Source organism: Maricaulis maris (genome assembly GCF_003634045.1).
GTDB classification, from domain to species: domain Bacteria; phylum Pseudomonadota; class Alphaproteobacteria; order Caulobacterales; family Maricaulaceae; genus Maricaulis; species Maricaulis maris.
This window is the reverse complement of sequence record NZ_RBIM01000005.1, coordinates 203983-216259: the sequence shown is the minus strand read 5'-3', so window position 1 is coordinate 216259 and position 12277 is coordinate 203983. Positions and strand designations below refer to the sequence as shown.

General features: G+C 62.1%; 7 protein-coding genes. 5 read left to right on the top strand and 2 right to left on the bottom strand.

Going from position 1 to position 12277, the window contains the following annotated elements; all coding sequences use genetic code 11:
* The first annotated feature begins 45 nt into the window (after positions 1 to 45).
* On the top strand, positions 46 to 1119 hold the full coding sequence (locus C7435_RS11770; protein ID WP_121211698.1) for an efflux RND transporter periplasmic adaptor subunit: 1074 nt from the start codon (positions 46 to 48) through the stop codon (positions 1117 to 1119).
* Positions 1116 to 4319 (top strand): efflux RND transporter permease subunit, encoded by a 3204-nt coding sequence (locus C7435_RS11765; protein ID WP_121211697.1) that lies wholly within the window; start codon positions 1116 to 1118, stop codon positions 4317 to 4319. Before C7435_RS11770 ends, C7435_RS11765 begins: the two co-directional genes overlap by 4 nt.
* Here C7435_RS11765 and C7435_RS11760 read toward each other — a convergent pair whose 3' ends face one another.
* Positions 4320 to 5429: a PQQ-dependent sugar dehydrogenase gene (locus C7435_RS11760; protein ID WP_121211695.1), complete on the bottom strand. Its 1110-nt coding sequence runs from the start codon at positions 5427 to 5429 to the stop codon at positions 4320 to 4322.
* A gap of 81 nt (positions 5430 to 5510) precedes the next feature.
* On the opposite strand from C7435_RS11760, the gene C7435_RS11755 reads away from it, so the two are divergent.
* The 3 genes from C7435_RS11755 (at position 5511) to C7435_RS11745 (ending at position 8583) form a co-directional block, all read left to right on the top strand.
* Complete coding sequence (locus C7435_RS11755; protein WP_147422686.1) at positions 5511 to 5972, top strand: hypothetical protein; 462 nt, start codon at positions 5511 to 5513, stop codon at positions 5970 to 5972.
* Positions 5973 to 6079: 107 nt separating this feature from the next.
* Positions 6080 to 7285, top strand: a complete 1206-nt coding sequence (locus C7435_RS11750) for a hypothetical protein (protein ID WP_121211692.1) — start codon at positions 6080 to 6082, stop codon at positions 7283 to 7285.
* A 167-nt stretch (positions 7286 to 7452) separates the two neighbouring features.
* A complete protein-coding gene (locus tag C7435_RS11745; RefSeq protein ID WP_147422685.1) occupies positions 7453 to 8583 on the top strand; it encodes a hypothetical protein in 1131 nt (376 codons plus the stop codon).
* A gap of 66 nt (positions 8584 to 8649) precedes the next feature.
* On the opposite strand, the gene C7435_RS11740 is transcribed toward C7435_RS11745, so the two are convergent.
* Positions 8650 to 12252, bottom strand: coding sequence for an ABC transporter permease/M1 family aminopeptidase (locus tag C7435_RS11740; RefSeq protein ID WP_121211689.1), 3603 nt, complete (start codon positions 12250 to 12252; stop codon positions 8650 to 8652).
* Positions 12253 to 12277 lie beyond the last annotated feature (25 nt).

Below are 12277 nucleotides of genomic sequence, written 5' to 3'. Positions count from 1 at the left end.
GGATCGGCGCCGCGTCGAGCGACACCCGACGAGAACATTTTGGCCATGAAGTTGAATACCTCCTACCTCTCTGCGGCAGGCATCTTTGTCGCGGTTGTCCTGCTTTTTACCCTTGGCACTGTCTTCCGCAGTGATGCGGTCACCGAAAGCGATGCGTCGGCCGGTGACCAGCCCCTGTTCGAAGTCGTCACCCGCACCGTCACGGCAGCACCGCGGCCAGCGGAATTGCGCCTGCGTGGGCGGACCGAAGCGATCCGCGCCGTCACCGTGCGGGCTGAAACCGGTGGCCGTGTCGTTGAAGCACCCATTCTGGAAGGCAGCCCGGTCTCGGCCGGCGATGTGGTGTGTCGGCTTGATGTCGATGCCCGCGGCGCCGCCGTCGATCAGGCGGAAGCCGAACTGCGCACCCGGCAGCTGGAATATGATGCCGCCGCCGAACTGCTGGCCCGTGGCCACCGCTCGGCCAACCAGGTCGCCGCGGCGGAAGCCGTTCGCGATGCCGCCCGGGCGCAGCTGCGGGCCGCCCGCGAGGAATTGGCCAATATCGAACTGCGCGTCCCCTTCGACGGATATTTCGATGGCCGCGACGCCGAGATCGGCGACTTCCTGCGCACCGGCGACGCTTGCGGCACGGTGCTGCAGCTCGATCCGATCCTGATCATCGCCGAAGTGGCCGAACGCGATGTCGGCTCGCTGCAACCGGGCATGCCCGGCACCGCGCGCCTGCTCAGCGGGCAACAGGTTGACGGCACTATCCGCTTCGTCGAACGACGCGCCAATCCAGCAACCCGCACCTTCCGCGTCGAACTGGAAGTGCCCAATCCGGACGGCGCGATCCGCTCGGGTGTGACCGCCGAAATTCGCCTCAACCTGGCACCGGAACCGGCGCACCGCGTGCCCGCCTCCATCCTGGCGCTCGACTCCAACGGTGATCTGGGTGTTCGCATCATCGAGGATGGTGACACGGTCCGCTTCCTGCCGATCGAGCTCTTGAGCGATGATGGTGAGCAAGTCTGGATCAGCGGTCTGCCGGAGACGGCGGACGTCATCGTGCTGGGCCAGGACTTCGTGTCCGATGGCACCCGGGTCGAGGTGCGGCCGGAGGGTGCAGGCCGTTGACCGGCATTGTCGACTTCGCGATCGGCCGGGCGCGCATGATCCTGGCGATCTTCGTGTGCGCGCTGCTCGCCGGCCTGTTGGCCTTTATCACCCTGCCGCGCGAAGCCGATCCGGACATCCCCTTCCCCTTCGTCATCGTCGCGGTTCCGCTGGATGGCATCTCGCCGGAAGACGCCGAGCGCCTGATCGTGCGCCCGACCGAGACCGAGATGCGCGCCATTGAAGGGCTGGAAGAACTGAACGGAACGGCTGCGCTCGGCGCCGGCACACTCGTCGCCGAGTTCGATGTTCCCTTCGATGCCGACCAGTCGGTCCTCGATGTCCGCGAGGCGGTCGACATGGCGCGTCGGGAATATCCCGAGGATGTGCGCGAACCGGTCATCCAGGAATTCAACTCCGCCCTCGCACCGACCATCGCCGTACAAATCTATGGCGAAGCGCCGGAACGGGCTCTCTATCGCACCGCCCGCATGCTTGAGGACGAGCTTGAGGCCCTGCCGCAAATCCTCCAGGTCGACATTCAGGGCCTGCGCGAGGAAGTGCTGGAAATCGTCATCGACCCGGCCCGGCTGGAAACCTATGGCGTCACCTATGCGCAGCTGTTCAACGCCGTTCAGTCCAATAATCGCCTGATCGCCGCCGGCTCGCTCGACAGCGGTGAAGCCCGTTTCCAGGTCAAGGTTCCCGGCCTGTTCGAGGAGGCCGACGACGCCCTCAATCTGCCGCTGACCCGCTCCGGCGACACGGTCGTCACCCTGCAGGATGTCGCCACGGTTCGCCGCACCTTCAAGGATGCCGACAGTTTCGCCCGCTATAACGGCGCGCCCGCCTATACGCTGCAGGTCGTGCGCCGTTCGGGTGAGAACATCATGGAGACAGCAGCGGCCGTGCGGGCGCTGACCAACGGGATTGCCGAGACCTGGCCGGAAACCATCCGGCATGATTTCTCGCTCGACCTGTCGACCTATGTCCGCGACAGCCTGCAGAGCCTGACCTCCTCGATCATGCTGGCCATCATCCTGGTCCTGATCATCGTGGTCGCCGCCCTCGGCCTGCGCTCGGCCCTGCTGGTCGGCATCGCGATCCCGTCGAGCTTCCTGTTCTCCTTCCTGCTCCTCGACCTGTACGGGCTGACCGTCAATTTCATGGTCATGTTCGCGATGGTCCTGGCCGTCGGCCTGCTGGTCGACGGGGCCATCGTCGTGGTCGAATATGCCGACCGCAAACTGGCCGAGGGCGAGACCCGCAAACAGGCCTATGCCAGCGCCGGCAAGCGCATGTTCTGGCCGATCGTGTCGTCGACCGGCACGACGCTGGCCGCCTTTGTGCCCTTCCTGTTCTGGAATTCCATTCCCGGCCAATACATGGCCTTCTTGCCGATGACCCTGATCTTCGTGTTGACGTCTGCCCTGGTCATGGCGCTGATCTTCCTGCCGACCCTGGGTTCGGTCTTTGGTCGCAAGGGCGGCGTGGTCGATCCCGACAGCGCGGTCGCCCATCTCAACGCCCAGGAAGACAGTGATCCCACCGACCTGCCCGGCCTGACCGGCGCCTATGCCCGCACCATCGCCCGGCTGGTCAAGCGACCGGCCATGGTCTCGGTCGCGGCCCTGGTGATCGTCGTCAGTGTCGTGATGAGTTTCGGCGCGACCGCATCCAACATGCGCACCGAGTTTTTCCTCGATGCGGAACCGGAGCAGCTCTACGTCTTCGTCCGCGCCCGCGGCAACATGTCGCCGACCGAACAGTATGAACTGGCCCTGGAAGCCGAGACCCGGCTGGCCGGGATTGAGGGCATCAAAGGCTATTACACCGTCGCCGGCACACCGCCCGGCGCCTCGCCTTTCGACGGGGTCGGGGCCGCGCCCGCCGACAGTGTTGCGCGCATCTTCGTGGAGTTCGAACCGTTCGGGCAGCGCCCCAATGGTCGCCTCATCGAGCGCCGCATCCGCGACGCCATGACCGGCATTCCCGGTGTCATCATCGAGGTGCGCCCCTTCCAACAGGGGCCGCCGGTCGGCAAGGACATCCAGATTGAACTGCGCTCGAATGACGCCCCGGCGCTGGAGGCCGCGACGCGTCTGGTCCGCGGATATCTCGACCAGATGGACGGGCTGGCCGACATTGACGACACACTGCCGCTGCCGGGCGTGGAATGGCGGCTTGATGTCGATCGCGAAGAGGCCGGTCGCTATGGTGCCGACGTGACCCAGCTGGGCGCCGCCGTGCAGCTGGTCACCACGGGCACGCTCGTCGGCCGCTATCGCCCCGATGACGCCGATGAAGAAGTCGATATCCGGGTCCGCTTCCCGGCCGCCGACCGCGATATCTCGCGTCTCGACGACCTGCGCGTGAACACCGCGACCGGTGCCGTTCCGATCTCGAATTTCGTCACCCGCGAAGCCCGTCAGCGCGTTGACTCAATCTCACGCCGCGACGGCAAGCGGGTTCTGATCGTGCGCGCCAACGCCGCCGAGGGTTATGCCGGCAATATCCTGCTGACCGAGCTGCGCGGCTGGATCAATGAGCGTGTCGCCGACGGCAGCATCCCCCGCTCGGTCGAGGTGAATTATCTCGGCGCCGACGAAGAAAATGCCGAAGCCGGCGCCTTTTTCGGCGGCGCGATGCTGGCCTCGCTCTTCATGATGGCGGTCATCCTGCTGTGGCAGTTCAATAATTTCTGGCATGTCGTGCTGACGCTGCAGGCGGTTGTCCTGTCGGTCGTCGGCGTGTTGCTCGGTGTGATGCTGACCTTCCCCTATATCTCCATCCTGTTCTTGGGAACGGGGGTGGTGACGCTGGCCGGCATTGTGGTGAACAACAATATCGTCCTGATCGACACTTTCCAGCGCCTGCGCGGTCTGGGCATGCCGGTTGATGAGGCGATTGTCCGCACCGCGGCCCAGCGCCTGCGTCCGGTCATGCTGACCACGATCACGACGATTTTCGGTCTGTTGCCAATGGTGTTCCAGATCAATGCCGATTTCGCGCACGGAACCCTGTCCATCGGCGGTCCGGCCAGTGAGTGGTGGGTTCAGTTGTCGGCGGCGGTGGTGTGGGGACTGGGTTTTTCAACCCTGCTCACCCTGCTCCTCACCCCGGTCCTGCTCGGCGCGCCGTCACGGTTGGCCCGCTGGCTGGGCTTTGAACGCCGCGATGCCAGCGCTGACGAGAATGGCGACGCCCAACCGGCCGAATGATCAGTCCCGGCTGACACGGATCAGGCGACCATCGGCCTCGTCCGTCAACAGCCAGACCGCGCCATCCGGCCCGACCCGGACATCGCGGATCCGCGCACCGACCTCGCCGAACAGGATCTCCTCGCCGACCACGTCGCCATCGTCCAGATCGACCCGGCGGACATGGCCTGACGGCACACCGGCATCGCCAGGGATAAGGGCAGCGACCAGCAGATCGCCGTGCCATTCCGGAAACATCTCGCCCTGATAAAGCGCCATGCCGGACGGCGCGATCGAGGGCACCCAGACGTGCAGCGGCTCGGCCATGCCGGCATAAGCCTCGAACGGCGTGACCAATGCGCCGGTATAGTCGATGCCGTGACTGGTGATCGGCCAGCCATAATTGCTGGATGCCTCCAGGATATTGATCTCGTCACCGCCGCGTGGCCCGTGCTCATGGCTATAGATGACCCGGTTGACCGCATCATGGACCACCGCCTGCGGATTGCGGTGACCGATCGAGATCACGCCGGGCGCTGCCTGTTCGAAGGTGCGCTGCACCGGTTGGCCGTCCAGCAAGAGATGCACGAACGTGCCGAAATGCGTGTCCGGATTCTGGGCTTCCTCGCGATAATCGAAACCATCACCGATGCCGATGAGCAGGCTCGGCGGCGCGTCTGCCTCCGCCGGGATCATGGCGATGCGGCCACCATAATGCACATCGGTCCGGCGGTGCGGCATGGCTTCAAACACGATTTCGAAGTCGACCAACGTGCCGCCCTGCAGCCGACCACGCCCGAGATAGAGCGTATTGTCGTCGACGCTGCCACCGCTCCAGCTCAGATAAACCAGGTGATCGGTCTCGAAACCGGGCGACAGGGCGACGTCCAGAAGCCCGCCCTGGCCCGACCACAACACGTCCGGCACGCCCCCCACCGGGGTGGCCACCAGACCGGTCTCGTCAACAATGCGCAAGCGGCCGGGTTTCTCGGTGACCAGCATGCGGCCATCGGGCAGGAAGGCCAGGCTCCACGGATATTCAAGCCCCGAAACCCGGGTCTCCAGGGTCTGTGCCGATGCCGCCGACGTCATCAGCATGCCCGCAATGATCACCGATATGATTGACCGCATGTCCAACTCCCGAATTGTCGCCTTGAGCGCCACACTATAGGCTCTGCAGCCGGCTGTAGAGTGTCCGGGAGACAGGCTGGCATGACCTTGTTGCGAATGATCGCGATCCATCTCCTGGCCGTGCTGGTCGGAACCGTGCTGGTCAGCATCGCCAACACTCATGTCGATCTGCAGGCCCTGGCCCGGATCGGCGCCGAGATTCCGTTTGCGGTTCGTCTCGATGCCAGCCTGCGCGACCTGCAGGGCTTTGCACCGACCCTGCTTGCGCTCCTGCTTGTCGGGTTTTCAATTGCCTTCCCGGCCGCCGGATGGATCGCCGCCCTGTTGGGCGGCGGCATCTGGCGACCGGTCGGATTCTCACTGGCCGGCGCAGTGGCCGTCATGGTGATGATCACCAGCATCACGCTGGTTTATCGCGAACTTCTCGGTTCGACGATCACACCCATCGCCGCCAGTCGTGAACTGGGTGGACTTGTCACGCTGTCAGCAGGCGGATTGATCGCCGGCCTGCTGTTCGCCTGGCTCAAGCCGGCGTCACGTTAACCTAATCAATCGGCATTCGATTCAATTGAGTTTTGAATGCCGCCATCGGCAAAGACCGAACCTTAAATCCGGCTGGGCTAGCCTCGAATTCCGACAGCGAGGTGACGATGAGCCGTATCCGCGAAACAGTCCGGTCTGACCTGCGCAACATCGTCAAGGGCGGTGCGACGTCACGCATTCTCGACCTGCATTCCATTGCCCGTCGATATGGCGAGTATGACGCCCATGCCGACAATCCATTTTTCCTGCATGGCCGGCTCAATCGCTGCTTCATAGTCAAACACACGGTGCGGGCCCATGAACGCCCCTATGTGATGTCGAACCAGCCTGTGGTGACCAAGGTTCTCGTGCCGTTGGCCCATGATGACCTGGCGCTGGGCGGGCACGCCGTCTTCGTCGAAGAAATCGGTTTTGCCGGCAAGATGCGGACCCTGTTCGAGCGCAAGGACGAGCCCCACCTGCTCGATCTCGACCTGATCCGCCTGCGCGAACTCGCGGCCCTGCCGTCCTTCGACCCGTTTCTTCTGGCCGAACGCTTCCGCGATCATGTCCGCCCGATCGATGATTGTTACTTCAACATCACCGATGCCGAGGTCGAACGGATGGAGCAGTCCGTCGCCAAGCAAATCGTCTCCGTCGTCGCCCTGGCCTTTGGCGAAGAGGATGGCGGGCGCGACGATGAGCGCGCGATGCGGTTCACCCGCCAGCTCCTGTCCGGCGATCTCGACGGGCGCATGCAGGCCCTGCGCAAATCCCTCGACATGACCGAGATCGAGTTCAAATCGGGCATTTTCGGCTGGAAGGGCGTCCTCTATTATCGCTGGTGCATGAGCGAAGCGCTCAGTGCGCTCAAATCCTTCATCACACAGCTCAAGGCCGTCAGCATCGTCGGCGCGTCGGACCACGAGTATAACGAGTTGCAGCACATGCGCCGCTCGATCATCGAGGAAACCCGGCACCGCTGGAAGAATCTGACCTCGGTAATGGACGAATATGAACACGTCTTCGGCCGCTTCTGCCGCGGCGAAGATGTCAATGGGTTCCGGAACTTCCTGTTGAAGGCCCCGACCCTGTTCTATGATGTCGGCAGCGACCTCTCCGCCGTCAGCCATGTGCCGGGCTATTGGAGCTATTGGGCCAAGCAGAACTCGAAAGGCTTCCTGCAGGCCCGGGAAGCCATGATGTTGTTCTCGGACTTCATCGCCAGCGTGACCCGTTTCTCACCGGGTAGCGCAACCCGGATTGACGACGCTCGACGGCGGACGCGCTCGCCGATCCCGCATCCTGTCGTGCAGGCGATCGGTGTCGCCTGACACCCGGGCCACCATCCCTCGAAGCGCCGGCGCCGACGGTGTCGCGTCCATCCGGTCACCGATCCACACGCCGCGACCACTGTTCGTCCGTGCACGATCATTACGGTTTGGAGAGATATGACGGCTATTGTGCCGGTTTACCGGATTTGGGCCGGGCAAGGGCGGAAATGGACTCTAATCTGAAACGACTGGTGCAAGGCGGCACGACGAGCCGAATCTTCGATCTCTGGTCGACGAGCCGCCGGCACGCACACGATTTCGACTTTGACCGACGCCCGGTTTTCCAGCATCGACGGCTCAATCACGCCTTCCTGATCAAGCACACGGTTCGTCCGCACGAACGGGCGATATTGCCGGCGGAACTGGCGGTGGTCACCAAGCTGATCATCCCGGTATCCATTGACGATCTCGGCATGGGGGGCCACGCCCTGTTCATCGAGGAGCGTCGCGGCCTGCCCAAATTGCGCAAGTTTCTCGATCTCGCATCATCAAGCGGTGACAGCCTTGATGCCGATATCGACCGTCTGCGGGAACTCGCCGCCCTGCCCTCCTTCGACCCATTTCTGCTTGCGGACCGATTCCTCAAGCATGAACGGCCGGTCGATCCACGCTATTTTGATATCGCCCCGAAAGAGCGCAAGGCCATGCAGGCCTATGTCGCTCGCCAGATCGCCAGCGTCGTCGCTATGGCCTTCGGACAAAAAAACCTCGCCGAGGATGATGAGCGGGCACTGAAATTCGCCATCGAGCTGATCAATGGCGAGGAAACCGAGAAGATGAACGCCCTGCGCCAGACGCTGGGCATGACCCGGGACGAGTTCGTCAAGGGCATGTTCGGCTGGAAGGGCGTGCTTTACTATCGCTGGAAGCTCAACGACGTGACCGATCGCCTGCGCCGCTTTGTGATCGACATGGATGACCTGGTCATCCGGGGCGCATCCGCAAACGAGCGCCAGCAGATCAACGAGATCCGCCGATACATTCTCACGGAAACCCGGCAACGCTGGGCTGCCCTGGTCTCCGTGCTCGACGATTTCAATCACGAGTTCGAGCGTTTTTGTGCCAATGGCGAGGCCACGACCATCCGTAATTTCCTGCTCAAGGCGGATGGCTATTTTTTCCATTTCGGCAGCGACCTGTCGGCGCTCACCCATGTGACTTCCTATTGGGATTACTGGTGGCAGCATCGCGATCCCGGCTCGCTGTCGGCACGTGACGCGATGGAGGTTTTCCCCTCCTTCCTGCGCAGCCTGACGCGTGATCGCGGCCATGGCGTGCCGAAAGTCCTGCTGGAGTGACCTTGCCGGCAGTGCACAAAAAAGCCGGACCCGAAGGCCCGGCTTTTCCGTCAACGCTCGCCGACCCTATTCAATCGTGACCGGCATCAGATTGTCGTCCGAATTGCGGTCAATGAGCTTGTTGTAGGGGTCGATGCCGGCATAGCGCGGCTCTTCGTCCACAATCAGCTCGATACGCATCGTGGTCTCATTGATGCGGTGCTTGTCCATGTAGAGCACGTGATCCGTGCCCTCATACGCATCATCGAGATTTTCCGTGAAGACGCCGATATCGATCTGATAGTCGATGGCCTCCTCGGTCTGCTCGCCAGCGCCATCAGCCTCGTATTTATGAGCCTCGATCTCCAGCACCAAGTCCCAGCGACCATCCGTCCGCTCGCTCGCCGTGGCCGAGGTCACATTGAGATCAAACAGGACGATACGCTCGAAGAAGTCATGGATCATGGCCTCATGCTCGGGACCGGCCTCCTCGCGCAGGATGCGCAGGAAATCCAGCGTCGTCGCATAGGGCTCGGACGAGTAGGCCCGTTCGTCGATCAGGCGTTGCATGGCCCGGTTGACGGTCTCCTCGCCGATATAGTCCTGCAGCGCATACATGATCACCGCGCCCTTGCGGTAATGGATGTATTGCTGGTTCTCGACCCGATAAAGCGGCTGCTCCTCGATCGCTTCGGAGCCCCGGCCCGACAGATAGCTGTCGAGTTCGAACTTCAGGAAACGACGCATGTGATCCTCGCCATATTCCTGGCGCATGATCATCAGGGCCGAATACTGGGCGAAAGTCTCGATCAGCATCGTGCCGCCCTGGACATTCGCCGACATGACCTGGTGCGCCCACCACTGGTGTGCCGCTTCGTGGGCGGTCACGTAGTAGACATAGTCGATGTCCTGCGGATCCGAGAGATCGGCGATGAAGCCGATGCCCTCCGAGAACGGGATGGTGTTCGGGAAGGCCTGGGCGAATGTCGCATAGGCCGGGAATTCCAGGATGCGGTACTGGCGATACTGGTAGGGCGAGAGATGTTCGGAGAAATATCCGATCGAGTCCTCACCGGCTTCCAGCATCCGCTCCACATTCCAGGCATGATCGGGATGGTAGAAGACCTGATAGAGAATGCCGTCGGTCTCGCGTTCGGCCATCTCATAGTCCGCCGACAGCCACGAATAAAAGTTCAGGATCGGGCGATCCATGACGTATTCGAAGCAGGCGCGGTCGCGACCGCTTTCATCCGTTTCGTCCCACTGGCGCTCCAGATAGCCCGGTGCGATCGCGGTCTGACCCGCCGACGTGCAGACTTCCGAGCGGAAGGTCACATAGTCGGAATTGGTGATCCCGTTCTCATACCAATGGCTTTCGTCCTCGAGCGGGAAGGCGCGCTCGATCGGCTCCATCCCTTCGCGGCGGCGTTGCTGTCGGTCGGTGAGGCGCCAATTGCTGTTGAAGCCGATGATCGGCATCGACTCGCTATTGTTGAAGAAGGTGCCGTTGTGATTGACCGTCCCGACATTACCGGAATTGCGGAAGCCCGGATTGTTGCGCTCGACCGTGAAGTCGAAACGCCGGGTTTCACCGGGCTCGAGCGGCGTGCCGAGATCGAAGGAATAGAGGTAAAAACCTTCATCTGACGTCGCCAGTGAACCACCTTCGATCTCCTGCGAGACGATGGTCGTGCCCTGTCCATAGGAAATCCACAGCGTGTCGATCGCCGTGTCTTCCTTGTTCTCCAGTACATAGTGACCGGTGGCCGTATAGCGGCGGTCGGACGGATAGATGTCGACGTCATACGCCGTCTCGACAATGGTCGGCTGCAACACGTCCTGCAGGTGCAGATATTGACGCTCATACTCCGCCGCCAAGCCCCGCTGGTCGGGTCCCGAGATATAGGTGTTGAGGATGTTGGTATTGTAGAAAATCCAGCCTCCGGTGCCGACGGCGCCGACAAGGGCGATGAGGGCGACCAGGCCTGTGGCGGGCGAGTAGCCCGACACCAGACGGCCAATGCGCTGCCAGATCGAGCTGAGTGCGCCCCGGCTCCACAACTGATAGGCAAACACCATCAGCAGCAGCGACCAGAAGCCCCAATAGGCCGTGAACCAGAGCGAAATGCCGAGGAAATGGCCATACCCGTTCATATCGGAATAGGGCGCACCCGGCGAGGCTCCGAACTGGTAGAGATTATGGTCGAAACCGACCTGGCTCATCACCAGAGATGCCACGAAATAGACCAGCATGGCCGCCATGCCGAGCCAGCGATTGTTGAACACGACCTGGAAGAAGATCGCCAAGGCTGACAACAGAACAAACGGGATGATCAGCTCCATCACGCCACGAATGGCGTACTGGCCGATCTCCAGAACGGGATAGCCCATGATCAGCTGGGACAGCATGCCCGCCAGGATGGCCACCACGGCCAGAGAGGTGATCACGACCGCCATCGAAACGTATTTCGCGGTGATGAAGACCCAGCTCTCCGTCGGCGTCGAGTCGGTGATCTCGTTGAAGCCGAAACGGCGCTCGCGCCACATCAGCTCGGCCGCATAATAGATCACGATGACCAGCGGGATGATCGAATAGGCCCCGTTGATCGTGTTCATGATCACGCGGGTGACGGGGAAGTTGTCGGTCCCGTAAATCCCGTTGGCGAAGAAAAACCCCGGGATCGTATTGAACAGGCCCAGCGCCAGGATGATCCAGAAGGCGATGTTGAACACAACACCCTTCACCTCGAAGCCGACCCGTGCCGCAAATTGCTGACGCGCGGCTGAACCGCCGAGATTCGGCGTCGCCCGCGGCAGTTTGATGTCCATGATTGCATGATTGGCGCCGGTGGCGGCGACCGCCGACTTGCGCTTGGCACCGCCCCCGGCATTGCCGCGACGGAAGCGGAAGGTAACCAGGTTCAAAACCAGCAGCGCCAGACCAATACCGATCCAGAGCAGGCGGTTGGCCAACAGGGTGCCCTCGAACGGGACCACCTGGCTGTTCTGCTCGAACGCCGTCCAATAGCGGGTCGCCTCACCGAAAGTGTTGAAGCCGAACGGATCGATCAGGGCGAGGGTTTCGCGCAAGGCCGGTTCCTGACCGGCAATGGCAGAGCCGACGAAGTAGAGCACCAGAAGGCCAACAAAGCCGGCCCAGACCAGCATGGTTGAGCGGGTGAAATTGGCGACCGTGAAGAGGATTGTGCCGACCACCCACATATTGACCAGACCGAAAGCCAGATAGACGTAGACGAACCAGCCCAACCGTGTCGGACCGATCAACTCCTGGTCCAGCCACGGCATCACCGAGCCGACCAGGAATGCCAGTGGCACACTGGCGAAGCACAGGCCGGTCGCCAGGAATCCGCCGATGAAACGGCCGAGGACAAAGTCGAATTCCTTGATGGGCCGTGAGAAGAAAAGCTCTTCAGTCTTGAAGCTCTTGTCCCGGATCACGCCGGACGACAGGAAAGCGACCGGAATCAGCCCACCAAAGAGCGAAAAGACCAGGACGTTGATGGTCAGGGCGTTCGGCGAGTTGATATTGGTCGCGCCGCCGCCACCGATCTGGATGTTGTCAATGGTGACCCCGCCATAGACGAGGAGGAAGAAGATCGCGAAAACCGCGATGAATACGGGTGAGAAGATCTGATAGCGGATCTCGAACCCGGCGATCTTGGAGAGCATGATGTGCTCCTTTCAGCTGGGTTGA

Coding starts and splice junctions, on each gene's coding strand:
- C7435_RS11750 (WP_121211692.1), top strand. CDS start 6,080: ATGAGCCGTATCCGCGAAACAGTCCGGTCTGACCTGCGCAACATCGTC.
- C7435_RS11745 (WP_147422685.1), top strand. CDS start 7,453: ATGGACTCTAATCTGAAACGACTGGTGCAAGGCGGCACGACGAGCCGA.
- C7435_RS11770 (WP_121211698.1), top strand. CDS start 46: ATGAAGTTGAATACCTCCTACCTCTCTGCGGCAGGCATCTTTGTCGCG.
- C7435_RS11740 (WP_121211689.1), bottom strand. CDS start 12,252: ATGCTCTCCAAGATCGCCGGGTTCGAGATCCGCTATCAGATCTTCTCA.
- C7435_RS11755 (WP_147422686.1), top strand. CDS start 5,511: ATGACCTTGTTGCGAATGATCGCGATCCATCTCCTGGCCGTGCTGGTC.
- C7435_RS11760 (WP_121211695.1), bottom strand. CDS start 5,429: ATGCGGTCAATCATATCGGTGATCATTGCGGGCATGCTGATGACGTCG.